This window comes from Butyricimonas hominis (genome assembly GCF_014287455.1).
Lineage (GTDB): Bacteria > Bacteroidota > Bacteroidia > Bacteroidales > Marinifilaceae > Butyricimonas > Butyricimonas muris.
In genome coordinates this window covers 671548-688100 of record NZ_JACOOH010000001.1, presented here as the reverse complement: position 1 = coordinate 688100, position 16553 = coordinate 671548, and the positions used below count along the sequence as shown (strand labels likewise).

Annotated in this window: 15 protein-coding genes; 11 read left to right on the top strand and 4 right to left on the bottom strand. The window is 40.8% G+C overall.

Translation table 11 applies throughout. The features are described 5' to 3' along the window. Position 1 precedes the first annotated feature (1 nt). From hmuT to H8S64_RS02670, 4 genes are read left to right on the top strand one after another with little or no spacing between them, the layout of a single operon-like run. Complete coding sequence (hmuT, locus tag H8S64_RS02685) at positions 2-700, top strand: HmuT family protein (RefSeq protein WP_186974841.1); 699 nt, start codon at positions 2-4, stop codon at positions 698-700. Next, complete coding sequence (locus H8S64_RS02680; protein ID WP_186974840.1) at positions 700-1302, top strand: MotA/TolQ/ExbB proton channel family protein; 603 nt, start codon at positions 700-702, stop codon at positions 1300-1302. The genes hmuT and H8S64_RS02680 overlap by 1 nt, the downstream gene beginning before the upstream one ends. Continuing rightward, the gene (locus tag H8S64_RS02675; protein ID WP_099291273.1) at positions 1299-1622 is read left to right on the top strand and encodes a DUF2149 domain-containing protein; all 324 of its coding nucleotides are present in this window, start codon (positions 1299-1301) and stop codon (positions 1620-1622) included. The genes H8S64_RS02680 and H8S64_RS02675 overlap by 4 nt, the downstream gene beginning before the upstream one ends. A gap of 24 nt (positions 1623-1646) precedes the next feature. Next, positions 1647-3143, top strand: a complete 1497-nt coding sequence (locus tag H8S64_RS02670; RefSeq protein ID WP_255469398.1) for a sodium:solute symporter — start codon at positions 1647-1649, stop codon at positions 3141-3143. Here the strand turns inward: H8S64_RS02670 and H8S64_RS02665 are convergent. Together H8S64_RS02665 and H8S64_RS02660 are read right to left on the bottom strand one after the other, a co-directional pair. Further along, positions 3107-3970, bottom strand: coding sequence for a VIT1/CCC1 transporter family protein (locus H8S64_RS02665; protein ID WP_186974839.1), 864 nt, complete (start codon positions 3968-3970; stop codon positions 3107-3109). The genes H8S64_RS02670 and H8S64_RS02665 overlap by 37 nt on opposite strands. A gap of 164 nt (positions 3971-4134) precedes the next feature. Continuing rightward, positions 4135-4854, bottom strand: a complete 720-nt coding sequence (locus H8S64_RS02660; RefSeq protein ID WP_186974838.1) for a pirin family protein — start codon at positions 4852-4854, stop codon at positions 4135-4137. A gap of 140 nt (positions 4855-4994) precedes the next feature. On the opposite strand from H8S64_RS02660, the gene H8S64_RS02655 reads away from it, so the two are divergent. Beyond that, a complete protein-coding gene (locus H8S64_RS02655) occupies positions 4995-5198 on the top strand; it encodes a hypothetical protein (RefSeq protein ID WP_186974837.1) in 204 nt (67 codons plus the stop codon). 2 nt (positions 5199-5200) lie between these two features. Further along, positions 5201-5806, top strand: a complete 606-nt coding sequence (locus H8S64_RS02650; RefSeq protein WP_186974836.1) for an ATPase — start codon at positions 5201-5203, stop codon at positions 5804-5806. 62 nt (positions 5807-5868) lie between these two features. Here H8S64_RS02650 and H8S64_RS02645 read toward each other — a convergent pair whose 3' ends face one another. Continuing rightward, entirely contained in the window at positions 5869-6807 is a 939-nt protein-coding gene (locus H8S64_RS02645) for a ribose-phosphate pyrophosphokinase (protein WP_099291269.1), read from the bottom strand. Between the two features lie 296 nt (positions 6808-7103). Between H8S64_RS02645 and H8S64_RS02640 the strand changes: the two genes are divergently transcribed. Continuing rightward, the gene (locus H8S64_RS02640) at positions 7104-8477 is read left to right on the top strand and encodes a dipeptidase (RefSeq protein ID WP_186974835.1); all 1374 of its coding nucleotides are present in this window, start codon (positions 7104-7106) and stop codon (positions 8475-8477) included. 145 nt (positions 8478-8622) lie between these two features. Here the strand turns inward: H8S64_RS02640 and H8S64_RS02635 are convergent, their stop codons facing one another. Beyond that, positions 8623-9537, bottom strand: a complete 915-nt coding sequence (locus H8S64_RS02635; RefSeq protein WP_186974834.1) for a helix-turn-helix transcriptional regulator — start codon at positions 9535-9537, stop codon at positions 8623-8625. Between the two features lie 568 nt (positions 9538-10105). Between H8S64_RS02635 and H8S64_RS02630 the strand changes: the two genes are divergently transcribed. The 4 genes from H8S64_RS02630 (at position 10106) to H8S64_RS02615 (ending at position 16492) form a co-directional block, all read left to right on the top strand. After that, a complete protein-coding gene (locus H8S64_RS02630) occupies positions 10106-10300 on the top strand; it encodes a hypothetical protein (protein WP_186974833.1) in 195 nt (64 codons plus the stop codon). 54 nt (positions 10301-10354) lie between these two features. Further along, positions 10355-10969 (top strand): hypothetical protein, encoded by a 615-nt coding sequence (locus H8S64_RS02625; protein WP_186974832.1) that lies wholly within the window; start codon positions 10355-10357, stop codon positions 10967-10969. Positions 10970-10987: 18 nt separating this feature from the next. Further along, positions 10988-11695, top strand: coding sequence for a hypothetical protein (locus H8S64_RS02620; RefSeq protein WP_186974831.1), 708 nt, complete (start codon positions 10988-10990; stop codon positions 11693-11695). A 183-nt stretch (positions 11696-11878) separates the two neighbouring features. After that, entirely contained in the window at positions 11879-16492 is a 4614-nt protein-coding gene (locus H8S64_RS02615) for a DUF3320 domain-containing protein (protein WP_186974830.1), read from the top strand. Positions 16493-16553 lie beyond the last annotated feature (61 nt).

Here is a 16553-nt window from a genome sequence, read left to right as displayed (position 1 = left end):
CATGGATACGATAGTTTGGATTCTGATTCTATTGACGGCATTTAATTTTTTGTTGAAGCAGACCTTTTGGAAACCGGTAGCGACGCTTGTCGCTACCGGTATTGCCGCGGTTTTCGTGTTGCTGGTATGGCCTTACGCTATCGAGCAATCGAAGACGCAGATCGCGGATTGGTTGTCCGACAATCAGTTGATGCTGGATACATCGGTGATTCTGACACTGGAACTGTCCCTGCAAATGGCTTTTTGCCTGTTGTCGGTTCACGTGGCGAATTTCTCTCCCGTGAAGCGGCGTATGATGTGGGCTTACCGGGTGTTGTACCGGTTCCCGGGGGTGTTGATATTGCCGGTATTGTTTTTCGGGCTCACGCAAACGATATTTACATTCCCGGGTGTGTCGTTTGAATTAATCGCTTGGTTGTTTGCCTTGTTTATCGCAGTAGTTGTTCCCTTGGGACGTTGGTTTATCAAGTGGTTGTTGCCGGAGGCGGAATTGCGGTTGGAATTGTTTTTCCTGACCAATGCTTTGGCGGCCATTCTGGGGATTATCGCTACCGTGAACGGGCGTACTGCCGTGGACGGGACGACGCGAGTCGATTGGTCGGCAATGTCCGGTTGTATCGGACTTTTCGCGGTGGGGGCTGTCGTGGGGTGGATCGTGTATGTAATAAAAAGAAAACTAACTTTTAAATTGAAAAGATAATGAACGCGATTTCTGATATCATGTTTTGGATATCAACAGGATTGTTGGTGCCTGTTATTGTATTGTTGATTTTATTGTTTTTCCGCTCCCTTTTGCTGGTGGGCAGTTTCTTCGGTCAGTATGTTTCTATTCGCAAGACGGACAAGTTGATCCGGGAGCAGATGGAAACGCTGCATGTGGATAATATCGATCATTTCGGTTCCAAGTTGCCGGAGAAGAGTAGTTCATTGGTGGTGATGTTTATGAAACGGATATTGGCGGAACAGGGAAATAAAGCCCAAGTGCAGCGGTTGTTGGCGAATTTCGAGATTGCCGCCGATAAGGATTTGGCAACTTCCAAGACGTTGACGAAACTGGGACCCATTCTCGGGTTGATGGGAACCTTGATTCCCATGGGACCGGCGTTGGTAGGGTTGTCAACGGGTGATATCGCTTCTATGGCTTATAATATGCAGGTGGCTTTTGCCACGACGGTGATCGGTCTGGTGGCGGGAGCTATCGGTTTCCTGACGCAGCAAGTGAAACAACGTTGGTATTTGCAGGATATGACTAATCTGGAATGTTTGGTCGAGGTGTTGAACGAAAAAAATGAACGAAAATGAAACGCAATTTGTTGAAGAAGGAGGAGGATAATGATCCGATTAGCGCGGTATCCAATCTTTTCGACGTGGCAATGGTGTTTGCCGTGGCGTTAATGGTTGCGCTGGTGACTCGCTATAATATGACGGAAATGCTTTCGACAGAGGATTTCACCATGGTGAAGAACCCGGGAAAGGAAAATATGGAGATCATTACCAAGGAAGGTGAGAAGATCAATCGTTACACTCCCTCGGAAAATCAAGACAAATCGGGTAAGCGGGGAAAGAAGGTGGGGATTGCCTATGAACTTGAGAATGGTGAAATTATTTATGTCCCGGAATAGAAAAGGAGCGTAAAGTGACTATATTTGTCGTGGAATTTAAAACAATTGTCTGTGTCCACGAGTGTAGTTTTAGCGATATTGCTGTCTTATTTTCTGTTGTTGATTCTGGTTGGCTTCGTGACAACCAGAAAGGCGAATAGCGAGATGTTTTTTACCGCGAACCGAAATTCGCCTTGGTATCTGGTGGCTTTCGGGATGATCGGGACTACGCTTTCCGGGGTGACTTTTATTTCCATTCCCGGGGAGGTCGGCAATACACATTGGACGTATCTGGCAGTGGTTGCGGGCAATTGCGTGGGGTATATCGTGATTGCCCTCGTGCTTTTGCCCTTGTATTATAAACAGAATCTGGTTTCCATTTACTCGTGGCTGGGTTCCCGATTCGGGGAGAAAGCCCGGTTGACGGGTTCTTTTTTCTTTATCGTGTCGCAGTTGGTGGGGGCTTCCTTCCGCTTGTTCTTGGTCGTGGGGGTGTTACAGTTGGCTTTTTTTGACGCGGTGGGGATTCCGTTTCCCGTGACGGTGTTTGTCACGATTGCTTTCGTGTGGATTTATACCGTGCGGGGAGGTATAAAAACGATCGTGTGGACGGATGCCTTGCAGACGATATGTATTCTGGTGTCGGTCGGTCTGACGATTGCCGTGGTGAATAAAGCGTTGGATCTCGATTTTTCATCGGCAGTGGCGGCGGTGAAAGAGAGTCCTCTCTCGCGAGTGTTCGATTTTGACTGGCGTTCGGGGCAGAACACTGTGAAGCAGTTCTTGGCGGGAATAGCGATCACGGTCAGTTTGAACGGGTTGGATCAGAATATGATGCAGAAGAATCTGACTTGCCGTTCCCTGCGGGATTGTAAGACGAATATGTTCACGTTTTCGTTTCTCTTTCTGGTGACGAATTTGTTGTTTCTTATGCTGGGAGCCTTATTGTACATGTATGCCGAACGGGAGGGGATCGTGTTGCCGGGGAAGTCGGACGATGTATTCCCGTTTTTATCGTTAAATTATTTCGGTACGGCGGCGGGAATATTCTTTTTGTTGGGAATCACGGCAGCGGCTTATTCTTCTGTCGATTCTTCGCTGACCTCGTTGACAACCTCTTTCTGTATTGATTTTTTGAAAATAGATCCTCGGAATAAGCGGGATAAGAGAAAGCGTATGGGGGTGCATGTCGTTTTCTCTTTGTTGATGATTTTTGTCGTGGTACTTTTCCGGGAGTTGAATAATTCGAGCGTGATTTCGGCTCTTTTTAAAGCGGTGGGGTACACGTACGGTCCGTTGCTGGGGCTTTTTGCCTTCGGGTTGACTACCCGCTGCCAAGTGCGGGAAAAGTATATTCCTCTCGTGTGCTTGATTTCCCCGGTGCTGTCTTACGTGGTGAATTGTTACTCGGAAGAACTGCTTTTCGGGTATAAGTTCGGTTTCGAGATTCTTTTGCTCAACGGGTTGCTGTGCTACCTCGGACTATTGCTTATCCGGGAAAAGCGTCATAAGTCTATGCCCGTGACGACTCTTAAAGCGTAACCGATACCGAAGCTGATTGCCGCTATGCCAAGGCTGATCGCCGCCATTTCGAGAAAGCGTTTTCTGAAGCTTTCGTCTTTCACGATGGAATAGTAATAGTTGAATATCGCGATGATCGTGATTGCCCCGGTAAGGCAAACGACCAATGCCCGGTACGGGTTCGACATGACGACGAAAGGCATGATGAGTACGACTACCGTGATGATATAAGCTATCCCGGTGTATATTGCCGCTTTTATCGCGTTCTTCCCGTCATTGTCTGCGCGGGAGGAAAGATATTCGGAAGCCGCCATGGAGAGGGCGGCGGCAATACCCGTGATACTTCCGGTCAAGGCTATCAGTTTGGGATTTTGCAGGGCGAAAGTGTAACCTGCCAAGGCTCCCGTGAATTCTACCAGAGCGTCGTTCAGTCCCAGTACCACTGCTCCCATGTAATTGAGCCCTTCTTCATCAAGCAGTCCGATGAGTTTGCTCTCGTGTACTTCTTCCTCGTCTGCCATGGTCTGCAAATCTTTCTCGTCCGCCCATTTACGATAGGAGTCTTGTGCGTGAACTTCTCCTTTCTCCATGAGCTTTATCCCGAAAGTAAGACCGAAAAAACGGGCAATCAACACGTAGAGTGTGATTTTCCAGTGCTTGGGAGAAGGGCTTTTGCCCGTGTATTTTTTTAGAATATGGTAGTGTTTGAGTTCCTCGGCGGATAACTCCTTCAATACTTCGCTGTTGTGCGTGTCCTTTTGTATGTTTGCCAGTCGGCTGTAAATTTTACTTTCTGTGATTTCATTTACTTGAAAGTCAACAAGTTGTTTTATATCTTCCGGTGTCATTTGTGTTCTTTGTTTGAAAAATGATAATACTGGTTTTTCCTTACGGGATAGATTTGTTTTAGTTTGTAAAAGTACTCTTTTTTTAGAGGAGGTTAACTTGATACAGGGTTGACATGAAAAAAACCGTATCCCCAAAGATACGGTTTTTTCACGTGTGTTATATATTATTGATAGGGTGGAACTTCTATAAATAATACCCGTGATTTTTCTGTGGCTTTGAATTCGACTTCTTCCGTGTCATACACGCCTACACCGTCACGGCGTTTCAATTCCAGCTCCTTTATCGTGATGCCGCCCTCGATGATGAAAATGTAGACGCCAAGGCTGTCTTTTGATTTCATCTTGTAGCTTTGCAGCACGTTTTTGTCCAAATGGCCGATGGAGAACCAAGCCTGTTGATATATCCATAGCCCTTTGGCGTTCCCGGGGTAGGGAGATACAATTTCACTGATTTCGTTGCGTTGTACCAGATCGGAAATAATGGCGTTCTCGTATCGGGGCGGAACGTTTTTCTTGTTCGGGAATACCCATATCTGCAAGAACTCGGTGGGACGGTCGTCGTTCCGGTTGTACTCGCTGTGCATGATACCCGTTCCGGCACTCATTACTTGTATTTCACCCTCTTGAATGGTATCCTTGTGACCGAGGCTGTCCTGATGTTCCAAATCCCCTTTTAACGGGATGGAAATCACTTCCATGTTCTGGTGCGGGTGCAGGTCAAATCCCGTGCCGCCTTCAATCCGGTCGTCGTTGAGAACTCGTAAAGCCCCGAAATTAATGCGTTGCGGGTTGTAGTAATCCGCGAAACTGAATGTATGGTGGGTTTTTAACCACCCGTGGTCGAAAAATCCCCGGCTTTCAGCTCTATGTAATATTGTTTTCATTGTCTTTTATTTTTGGTGTATAGATTGTTGTACGTGAGAATGTGGAAAGGGTTTTCTTGTGTTGTTTTTTGGAGGATTGAGGATTAGAGTTGGTTATCTCTTTTAAAAAGATTATATTTGTACATACTAAAAGTTTGATTATGTCAGAAAAAGAAATGAACTCTTATCGTTTGACGGGTTTGGAAGAACCATCAGATGAAATGCTTGCTACTTTAATGAAGGAGGTAGCAGAAGAAGCTAAGCGTAAGTCAGAAGAAGCTCATAAAAAGTTTTTTCAAGAAATAAGGGATTATATCCGTGGACATCAAGCGGAGTGGAGCAAAGAGTATAATGTGAGTTTTTAATAATGAGTGATTTTCATAAACCGGTACTTATTGTCATTGCGGGGCCTAATGGCTCTGGTAAGACATCTGTTACTTCAAAAATTCTTCATCATGAATGGATGGAAAATTCGATTTATATAAACCCAGATATTGTTGCTCAAGAAAAATTTGGTAACTGGAATTCTAGAGAGGCGGTGATGCAAGCCGTGAAATATTGCGAAGATTTACGAGAGGATTGTTTGATAAAACGACAGAGCCTTATTTTTGAAACGGTTCTTTCTGTTGAAGACAAGGTTAATTATATTTATAGAGCTATTGATGCGGGTTTTTTTGTTCGTTTCTTTTTTGTTTGTACAGAGTCTCCTACGATAAATGCTGCACGAATTGCTGGTAGGGTAATGGAAGGGGGGCATGATGTTCCTATTACCAAGATTATTTCAAGATATCAGAAATCTATTTCTAATTGTTGTTTAGTTTCTAAATTAGTGGATAGAATGTATATTTATGATAATTCAATAGAGGATAAAGAAGCTACATTATTATTTCGCTCGATGAAAGGGCGATTAACAAAACAATACGTAGAAATCCTTCCGGAATGGGCAGTCCCGATTTATGATTGTAATTTATAATCAAATAGAAATGGTGTAAGTTTTAACTTACACCATTTCTATTTGATATTTTGTAACGAAAATTACATAAGGAAATGGTCGCTAATGGACTTGTGCTCGTAAATGTTGCGGATAGTGTCTGCAAACATCGGGGCGATAGGCAATACCTTGATTTTCGAGCATTCTTGTTTTTGCGGAATGGAATCCGTGAAGATCACTTCCGTGAGTTTTGAATTCTCGATGTTCTCGTATGCTTTGCCCGAGAGAACGGCATGAGTAGCCACGGCACGTACACTGGCTGCTCCCGCCTCAACGAGCATATCGGCAGCCTTGCAAATTGTTCCCGCAGTATCAATCATATCATCCACGATGATAATGTTTTTGCCTTCAACATCTCCGATTACTTTCATGTCGGCTACTTCGTTGGCTCTGATACGGGTTTTGTGGCAAATGATTAAGCCCGAATCGAAGTATTTTGCCCACGAATTAGCTCGCTTGGCACCACCGATGTCAGGAGAAGCTATGGCGAAATCTTTTAATCCCAACGATTTGATGTAAGGAATCAATATCGTGGAACCGTACAAGTGATCTACCGGAATATCGAAAAATCCTTGGATTTGATCGGCATGCAAGTCCATCGTCATTACACGGTCTACCCCGGCAGCTTGCAGCATATTGGCTACAAGTTTTGCCCCGATGGCAACACGCGGCTTGTCTTTCCGGTCTTGACGGGCAAACCCGAAGTAGGGAATTACTGCGATTACCTTATAGGCTGACGCTCTTTTAGCCGCGTCAATCATCAAGAGTAACTCCATGAGATTATCACTTGGCGGGAAGGTTGATTGAACGATAAACACATGTTCCCCTCTCACCGTTTCGTCGAAAGAGGTGACGAATTCTCCGTCACTGAATCTTGTAAACGTTTTTTTACCGAGCTCAAGCCCAAGAGAACTAGCGATGCTTTCCGCAATGTATCGACTGTTTTCTCCGGCGAAAACTTTAATTTCGGGCAAATTTGACATATCTAAATCATTAGTTGAAACACTTGGCAAAAATAGAAAATTAATCTTAGATAGCATGTTGAAATGTTGAAAAGTTTCGATAAATACGTTTGTCAAAACAGTTACAAGTTACAACTTAGCAAGTTGCAGGTTCTGGGTATTGAACTTATAACTTGTAAACCTGTAACTTGCAACCGGGTGAAGGAATTAAACGGCAGCGTTTTTTACACGTACCGTTTGATTCCTTCACCCGAATATATTATATTTACACGGCGAAAGCGTGTTTATTATTTATTAATCAATATATATTCAAGTAAATGGAAGAAATCAAAAAGTACGTGGAAGAGAACAAGGAGCGTTTCCTGAACGAGTTGTTCGAGTTAATCCGGATTCCTTCAATCTCTTCATTGTCCGAGCATAAGCCGGATATGTACCGTTGTGCCGAGCAATGGACCAAGATCATGTTAGCCGCCGGGGCTGACCGGGCAGAAGTGTATGAAACAGACGGAAATCCCGTGGCGTACGGGGAAAAGATCGTAGATCCCGCTCTCCCGACCGTGTTGGTTTACGGGCACATGGACGTGATGCCGGTTGATCCGATCGACTTGTGGAACACGAAGCCTTTCGAACCCGTTATCAAGGACGGTAGGATTTGGGCTCGTGGGGCTGACGATGACAAGGGACAGGCTTTCATGCATGCCAAGGCTTTCGAGTATCTCGTGAAGTCCGGCAAGTTGAATTGCAACGTGAAATTCATGATCGAGGGAGAGGAAGAGATTGGTTCTCCTAACCTGCCGAAGTTCTGCAAAGAGCATAAAGATATGCTGAAAGCTGACGTGATTCTGGTTTCCGACACGAGTATGATCGCTCCCGATGTACCTTCTATCACGACCGGGTTGAGAGGTTTGGCGTACTGGCAGGTAGAAGTGACCGGACCGAACGCTGACTTGCATTCCGGTATTTTCGGTGGTGCGGTGGCAAACCCGATCAACGTGCTGTGCAAGATGATTGCCGAGATGCAGGACGAGAAAGGACATATCACGATACCCGGTTTTTACGACGATGTGCTGGAAGTAAGTGCCGAGGAACGTGCTAAAATGGCAAAGGCTCCGTTTAATTTGGAAGATTACAAGAAATCTCTCGATATCAAGGAGGTAAAAGGCGAAGAAGGATTCTCCACTAACGAGCGCACGGGTATTCGCCCGACGTTTGACGTTTGCGGTATCTGGGGCGGTTACACTGGAGAAGGTGCAAAAACCGTTTTGCCGTCAAAAGCTTATGCCAAGATTAGCTGCCGCTTGGTTCCGAACCAGAAGCACGAGAAAATTGCGAAATTATTCAAGGAATATTTCGAGTCTATCGCTCCCGATTACGTGAAGGTAAAAGTGGAATACCTGCATGGGGGACCTTCTTACGTGTGCCCGATTGACCTTCCGGCTTACGCGGCTGCCGAAAAAGCATACGAGGAAGTGTACGGAAAGCAACCCGTTCCGGTACGTTCCGGCGGAAGTATCCCAATCATCGCCACTTTCGAAGAAGTGTTAGGCATCAAGTCTGTGCTGATGGGCTTCGGTTTAGGTTCTGACGCTATCCACTCGCCGAACGAGAACTACCCGTTGGAGCAGTTCTACAACGGAATCACGACCATCCCGTTATTCTACAAGTATTTCGGGGAGATTATGAAGAAGTAAGGCACTTTAATTTAACAAGAAAATCGCCAAATCCGTTACTTGGGTTTGGCGATTTTTTGTCTCTTATATTTAATGTATTTGTGATGTATGGTTGTTTGGTGATTCCAATAATCCAAGGTAAAAGGTCGTGAATTTCTAGGGGCTTTCAGGAATTGCGTAGTAAGGCTTGCCGATAGATTTCGTTGATTCTTGCCTTGAGATTTAATGGTTGAATAACTCGCAGGGAGCGGCTTCTAGAAAGGAGTTCCATGACAAAATCGTTCGTGACGCGCAAGCGAAGGGTGATGGTGAACTCGTCGGGAGTGTCTTTTATGATTTGTTGCGAGTGGTGGAAGGGTTTCGTTTTTATGTATTGCCCGTCAAGGGCGTCAAACGATAGGGTGATGTCCTCGACGGGGAATTTCTCGTCGTTTATAATCCCGAAAGAATCCCGGAAGGAGCGATTGATGTCGATAGCGTTATTTCTCTTGAAAGCGCACGGGGTGATATTTAAGTTCGTGATGTAGTTTAAGCTGAATGTTTTAAATATGTTCGAACCGGATTCTTTCCCGATTAGGTACCAGCGTCCCCTGCATTCTTTCACGGCGTATGGTTCTACTTCGCGGGAGGTCATTAATTGTTCTCGGAATTTGTAGTAATTGAAAGTGATAAGCCGATTTTCTTTCATCGCTTGAACAAGGGGGTAGAGGTGTTGTGTACCGGAAGGGTGATGGTGTTCCGGGAAAACAAAGCGGGATAGCCCGTTGTCCGCGTTCAGGGAGTTTAGAATCTCGAAAGATTCCAGGAAGCGGGCGATTCCCTCCGGGTCGTTTGCCTCGTCATTGTCGGGGATGTAGTATCCTTTTCTTCGGTTGTCCCATTCTATGGCAAAACCGAGTTTGTCGCGTATTTCTTGTAAATCCCGTTTCAGGGTGCGGGTAGAGAAGGAGGTGGCTTCCGAGTCGTGTAGAACGAGTTGCCGTGACACGTGTTCGATTAATTCTTTACTGGAGATGTAAGGGTGTTCCTGTACGTCGCGGATGATGTATAAATATCGCTTGGTGTAGTCGCTTTTTGCCATAATATGTCGTGTAAAACGGTTTAAAGATAATATTTTTTTCGAGTGCGTGCCATACTCTGTCCCTGTTCCCGTTTTTCTTTGTCATAAATTAAAGTTCTTGCAACAACCCACGGACGTTGTTTATTTCGTGATAAAATTGTAAATTTGTTGCATCACGGGCATGGAGATGTCACGTGGTGGATATATTTTATATTGAAGCGTTTTGTTTGATTCTTGGTAAAGAAAGTCTGGTAAATTTTCAAGGTACAGGAACACAAACGAATGACGTTCATGCTTGCCGTATATGTATTTCATATATACCGGTTAAGCGTGGGTTGTTGTTTATTTGTACCAATGGTTTACCAGAGCCACTTTACCGGATAAGCATACAGTACCCACGCTTTTTTCGTGTATATATTTTTCCGCATCGGGGACTGGCGGAAGGAATAAAAATGAGAAAAAAATGATGAAGTTACATGAAGCTATCGAGAAAGTCTTGAAAGACTAAAAAAACTAATAACAGCGGCAGAAATTATGTTTGAGAAGAAAGGCGAGTATATTAAGTTATCTTGTTGTTAATTGCGGGATTATGATTATTGCGATTTGTATTGTAGGTTTAGCGTTGTTGGTATTAGGTGCAGCAGCGGCTAAAAAGCCGGAGCCCATGACTCATGAGGAGATGGTAAAAAAGAATGAAGAAAGGGCTAATCGGGTAACGGGATGTGTATTTTCTATTATAGCCCTTCTAATGTTAGTAGGGATTATAATATCTTTATTCGAGTAGTAGAGAATATTTTGTAAGGAATTCATCAAATAGTAAATAACTAAAAAATGTTGTATGGCAATTACAGTTTACAATTTATTGAAAGAGGTAGGATTGAATCCTACGAATTTGAAACGAGTGAGATGGGGTGAACGATTTACTTGTCAAGAGATAGGAATTTATATCATTTCAACTTCTTGCGATGCATCAGAAGATAGAAAACTTTATTCGTTAGCTCCGATTGATGAAAAAATATTAGCTTTTTGGTTGAATAAAGTTTCCTGTTTGCAATTGGATAATAAACGTCCGAGTATACAGGAATTAAAGAAACGACTTACTGATTTTGGGTTACCAGATGAGAATATTCTTTATATTGGTCAGACTGAAAATACATTGGCTAAACGAGTAAGTCAATATTATACGACAGAATTAGGTGATGCAAAGCCTCATGCCGGAGGACATTGGATTAAAACATTAAAAATATTGCATGATTTGTGGGTGTATTATATACCTTGTTCTTCCCCGAAAGAGAAAGAAGAACAACTTTTAGCGTGTTTTGGGAAACAAGTATCAAAAGATTCATTGCAAGGTTTGCCAGATAAAAATCTTGTTCTTCCTTTTGCTAATTTAGAGTTAAGTAGAGGAAGAAGAAAAATGCATGGTATACGCAGTTCAACATTGAAGAAATAACAACAAGATGATGCAAGCATGATTACAGAATATTTTACCGGTAAGGAGATATTAGAAGAGTTAAAAAAAGAAGACAAAGAGATTGGGGCTTATTTATCTCGGGAACAGAAAAAGATTGTCCGATTTTTTTGTCATCGGACAGTCTTTCCCGTGATGACTTCCTTGGATTATCGTTCCAAGGGAGGTAATCAGTATATAGTCTTTTTGGAGTGTAAAGAGAGGCGATGGAGGAATGATTTTGGCCATTTGCTTTATCATGCTGTTTGTATTTATAATAATGGTGGTGCTTGTGCGGCTATTTTGAATACGGATTTTGACGAAGTGAACGGACAAGCTGGTTTGGATATTTTTTCGGCTCACGTGTTTTCACGTTACCGGAAACGTCTTTTGAAAGACGATAATATCTCGAATAAAGAGTTGATAAGAAGTTTCTTTATGCGCAATATCGGTGTTGCGTGGAAAGAGGGGATAGCCGAAAATCACATGGAAGGAAGTACCCAAGATGGAGTGCTGTTCGCTATACAACAAGAGAATGTTTGTATGATTAAAACCTTCGTGACATTTGATATGTTATTCGAGAGTCAAAAAGAATTGAAAGAAGAGTTGCAAGAAAATTATCTTGATATGAAGAACACGATGACAGATAGTTTGCTGCAAGAACTAGAAATAACAGCTCCGGATGCGTTGGAAAAATATATCGAGCGCTTAAAACGGACGGTAAAATGAATATCACGTTATGGGAACAGTCGAAGTTATGGTTATTTTGTAAATGAAGTTTTTGTACTAATCTGTATATATTGTTTGTTTCATGATAAAATTATAAGTTTGTATGTCATAGAATTTACTTGTTGTTAAAATGTTGCGTGAACAATAAAAATTTGATGTGTTTAATTATTAAATAAAAATTGTATGGGGAGCAAGCTACATAATCGCATAAAAACTTGGAAAAAACTTTTGTTAGATTTTGGTAAAAGAAATAGGCTTATAAATTTCAAAGATGGTAAGCGCTCTAATGTTGAGATTGTGATGCCTTCGTACAAGCCCCTATACGACTTGATTGCTGTGCATGAAAAGGAGGTAATTTTTCCATATGCAGGTAAAATTCGTGTCAATGAAAATGGAGAAGAAGTGTACAATGCTGTAATAGAAGGTAATGTAGAAACGACAAAAACAGTAGGTGAATTACAAAAAACACTTAAAATGTTGAGATATAGAGCTAATACTTCTATTGAAGAACAGGGAATTAATACTTTATACCTTGCTTTTGGTTTGTTAAAATGGACAGAGAGAGAAGATTCTTCCCAAACTTTTGCATCACCGTTGATACTTGTTCCTGTAAAACTTACGATTGATTCATTGACATCTCCCTATAAATTGCTTTTGCATGAAGATGAAATTGTCGTGAATCCGACATTAACATACAAGTTAGATAATGATTTTTCGATTAAAATTCCCGGATTTGATAATACCCAAGATGATATAGAGAGCTATTTCGAGCACGTGGAGAAAATGATAGCAAAGAGGGGATGGTCTGTTGATCGTTGTGTAAACTTAACAAACTTGTCATTTCTTAAGATAAATATGTATAAGGATCTTGAGAACAACAAAGAGAAGTTGCAAGCCAATCCGATAATTTCAGCGATAGCGGGGGAGCATGAGCCTATTAGTTTTCCTGCAGAATTGAATAATTATGACCATGATACGAATACACGCCCTATAGATATTTTTCAAGTTGTGGATGCAGATTCTAGTCAGCAAGATGCGATTTTACTATCAAAGGCTGGGAAAAGTTTTGTGTTGCAAGGTCCCCCGGGAACAGGTAAAAGTCAAACTATTACTAATATTATTTCAGAAGCATTGGCTGATGGGAAAAAAGTATTGTTTGTATCTGAAAAAATGGCAGCATTGCAAGTCGTGTATAAGCGACTTGCAAATGTTGGATTAGCGGATTTTTGTTTTACTCTTCATAGTCATAAAGTTAGTAAAAAAGAAATACTTAATGAACTTGCGAACGCTATAGCAATAGACCGAAAGAGAGTGCGTGAAGAAGCATTAGTGCGATTGGATATGCTTGAACGCAAACGTTCTATACTTAATGATTATCAAAAAGAATTACATACACCTTGTTCAGCTTTGAACAATACGATATTCAATATTAATGGTAGGTTGGCTAAGTTAGATGATGTTCCAGAATACATTTTTGAGATAACGGATGTAGAGAATACCACAGAATTACAATTGGGTGAAAAAATATATTTACTTTCAGAATTGGCAAAAACTATTGATAACAATAATGTATGGAAAGATGCCACGATACCTTATTTATCCAATGAATTGCGACATGATATAGATGCTAAGATTAATTCTATTGTGGCAATTCTGCCTGATATTGAAAAAGATTTGCTAGTTTGTAGTCAAGAGTTAGGAATTTCTATCACACCGTCTTTATCTGGGTTAGATTTTGCAATGGAATTGCTTAGAATTGCGGCAAAATCACCTCTGACATTGAAAAAATGGGTGTATCAGGATGATTTTGAAGAATTGGAAAGTAAACTCGCAGAACATAGGGAATTGTGTGAGTCATATGTTGTTCAAAAAACAACTATCTTAAAAGAATTTGATAGAGAAATTCTTGGGCTGGATTACTATCCTATTTTGCAAAGATTTCGAAGTGACTATAACACTTTTATGAGAAAACTGAAAAGTGGATATCGTAAAGATATTCAACTGCTTAATCGTTTTTCAAGTACGGGTGCGAAACTTGATTACAATGAAGCCATAGAATTGTTGAATAATATCAAATCGTATCATGAAAAACTTGATTGCGTGTTAAGTCAAGAGGGTATAATGAAAACTTTGTATGAGGGATATTATTGTGATGAAAATACAGACTGGGGTGAGATAAATGATTCTGTTGAATTCGCAAAAGAGTTAAGAGGCTTTATAAGTAGGTTTTCTATGCCGGAAATTCTTGTTGAGAAAATTTGTGGAGATAATTCAACTATTGCATATTGTAAGAATAGTTTATTGTCATTGACTGCTCTTTATGATTCTATTCATTCACAATTAGAATGGTTTTTTTCCTTGTTTGATAATGTGGAGTCATTCAAGGACTGTGGAATTGGTGAGTTGACAACTCGATTGTCTGAATGTAAAGATAAAAAACATCTTTTAGAAAAATGGGTTGATTATAGAGCTAATAAAGAAAAATGTAATGCTGCAGGATTAACGTCATACTTACAACAAATAGAGGAGAATGTAATAGATGCGAATCTTATTGTAAATGTTTATTTGAAACGTTTTTATAGATTGTGGCTCGATTCTGTTTTGTTGAAATTTCCTGCAGTACAGAATTTTCGAGGAAGAATTCAAGAACAAGTGATTGGAGAGTTTTGTCAATTAGATAAAGAACAATTTGTGATTGCTCAGGCAAGGGTACGGGAGCGTGTTGTTGCACGGATGCCGGATTTTAACACTATTACTTCGACGAGAGATGAAATAGGAATATTGAAACGAGAATTGAATAAGAGGCGAAGGTTAATGCCGCTTCGTAAATTGTTTATGGCTATTCCTAATCTTGTAACGGCATTAAAACCTTGTTTTATGATGTCACCATTATCGGTTAGTGTGTTCCTTGAAGCAAAGAGTTATGATTTTGATTTGGTGATTTTTGATGAGGCTTCACAAGTTCATACAGAGGATGCTATAGGGGCTATAATGAGAGGTAAGCAGGTTATAATAGTTGGAGATGCAAAGCAACTTCCACCGACAAATTTCTTTGCGGTGTCTTTGAATGATGAGGAATACGATATTGATACTAATGATGAAGAACAGGATAATGATGCTGGTGCATTTGATTCAATCCTTGATGAAGCTTTAGCCGTGTTGCCTGAGAGAAGTTTGCGTTGGCACTATCGTAGTCGTCATGAGCACCTTATTGCATTCTCAAATGCCAAGATTTATAATCATAGTTTAATTACGTTTCCGTCAATAATAGATAAAAGTCCCAACTTTGGCGTTGAATATATTTATGTTGCGGATGGAGTGTATGATAGAGGGGGTAAAAAAAATAACCTTGCGGAAGCTAAGCGTGTTGCCGATTTAGTGTTCGAACATTTTCAAAATTTTCCAGAAAGGTCATTAGGTGTTGTAACTTTTAGTGAGGCGCAACAAGCCGCAGTGGATATGGCAATAAGGCAGAAACGTCATGAAAATGATGCATTCGAGAGTTTCTTTGTTGAAGATAAAGAGGAAGCTTTTTTTATCAAGAATTTGGAAAATGTACAAGGGGATGAACGCGACACAATTATTTTTAGTATTGGCTATGCAAAAGACAATAGAGGTATAATGTATATGAATTTTGGACCGCTTAGTAGAGATGGTGGTTATCGTCGTTTGAATGTAGCAATTACTCGAGCTAAGTATAATGTTAAATTGGTCGGTTCTATTATGCCCATTGATATAGATGTAGCTAAGGTTGAGTCAGAGGGAGTCAAGATGTTGCGTTCTTATATAGAGTTTGCTCAGCAAGGTGTTGTTGCTTTACAAAAAGAATTATCTTATAGTGATTTACCTGTATTTGACTCTCCTTTTGAAGAATCAGTATATGATTTTTTAACTTCAAAAAAATATGAAATTGTTACACAAGTAGGATGTTCTGGTTTTAGGATAGATATGGCAATAAAAAATCCTCAGCGTAGAGGTGAATTTGCAATTGGTATAGAGTGTGATGGTGCAACCTACCATAGTTCAAGAACTGCTCGTGAAAGAGATAGGTTACGTCAAACCATATTGGAAGATATGGGTTGGGTAATTTATCGAATATGGTCTACTGATTGGATAAAAAATCCAGAAATCGAGAAAGAAAAATTGATTCAAGTAGTTGAGAAAGCTTTATGCAAAATTAATATCGATAAGTTAAGCGATAGTAATGTGTTGGAAGCGGTTTCGTGTTTGGATGTAGAAGAGGAGGTCGAAGAAAAGGAGATGGTTAATAGCGATAGTAAAGGTTTTTCCAACTATGTATATGCAGATATAAATGTGTTAGAAGAATTGCCAGTTACACGTGCAATAAAAAGAGTAGTGGAAATAGAACAACCGATACATCTTGAGGAGTTATGTCGTAGAGTTGCACCATTATACGGGAGGCAAAAAGTTACTTCTAGTGTCGTCGATGAGGTTACATATCAAATAAAGAAGCAATTGACTAATGATGTACAAATAGGTAAAGATTTATTTGTGACAATTAGGAATTTTAATACGCCTGTCGCTAGAAAAACTTTGGATGCTCCTCGTAAAATTGAATATATATCACAAAGTGAACTTGTTGAAGCCTTGCGAATTGTAATTGGACATAGTTTTGGTATAACTCCCAATGATTTATTTTTAGTTACTGCAAGGAATTTAGGATATAAGCGTACATCTGTTAATATCATATCTAGTATCGAAAAGGCATACAAGACTATGTTAAGAAAAGGTATGGTAAAAGAGATTGAAGGTAAGGTTTCTTTAATAAATGATTAAAATTAAGAGAATTCCTGTTATTTAGTAGTAATTTTGAGTTATTAAAGAAGTTGTGTGTGTT

Coding starts and splice junctions, on each gene's coding strand:
- hmuT (WP_186974841.1), top strand. CDS start 2: ATGGATACGATAGTTTGGATTCTGATTCTATTGACGGCATTTAATTTT.
- H8S64_RS02680 (WP_186974840.1), top strand. CDS start 700: ATGAACGCGATTTCTGATATCATGTTTTGGATATCAACAGGATTGTTG.
- H8S64_RS02675 (WP_099291273.1), top strand. CDS start 1,299: ATGAAACGCAATTTGTTGAAGAAGGAGGAGGATAATGATCCGATTAGC.
- H8S64_RS02665 (WP_186974839.1), bottom strand. CDS start 3,970: ATGACACCGGAAGATATAAAACAACTTGTTGACTTTCAAGTAAATGAA.
- H8S64_RS02660 (WP_186974838.1), bottom strand. CDS start 4,854: ATGAAAACAATATTACATAGAGCTGAAAGCCGGGGATTTTTCGACCAC.
- H8S64_RS02655 (WP_186974837.1), top strand. CDS start 4,995: ATGTCAGAAAAAGAAATGAACTCTTATCGTTTGACGGGTTTGGAAGAA.
- H8S64_RS02650 (WP_186974836.1), top strand. CDS start 5,201: ATGAGTGATTTTCATAAACCGGTACTTATTGTCATTGCGGGGCCTAAT.
- H8S64_RS02645 (WP_099291269.1), bottom strand. CDS start 6,807: ATGTCAAATTTGCCCGAAATTAAAGTTTTCGCCGGAGAAAACAGTCGA.
- H8S64_RS02640 (WP_186974835.1), top strand. CDS start 7,104: ATGGAAGAAATCAAAAAGTACGTGGAAGAGAACAAGGAGCGTTTCCTG.
- H8S64_RS02635 (WP_186974834.1), bottom strand. CDS start 9,537: ATGGCAAAAAGCGACTACACCAAGCGATATTTATACATCATCCGCGAC.
- H8S64_RS02630 (WP_186974833.1), top strand. CDS start 10,106: ATGATTATTGCGATTTGTATTGTAGGTTTAGCGTTGTTGGTATTAGGT.
- H8S64_RS02625 (WP_186974832.1), top strand. CDS start 10,355: ATGGCAATTACAGTTTACAATTTATTGAAAGAGGTAGGATTGAATCCT.
- H8S64_RS02620 (WP_186974831.1), top strand. CDS start 10,988: ATGATTACAGAATATTTTACCGGTAAGGAGATATTAGAAGAGTTAAAA.
- H8S64_RS02615 (WP_186974830.1), top strand. CDS start 11,879: ATGGGGAGCAAGCTACATAATCGCATAAAAACTTGGAAAAAACTTTTG.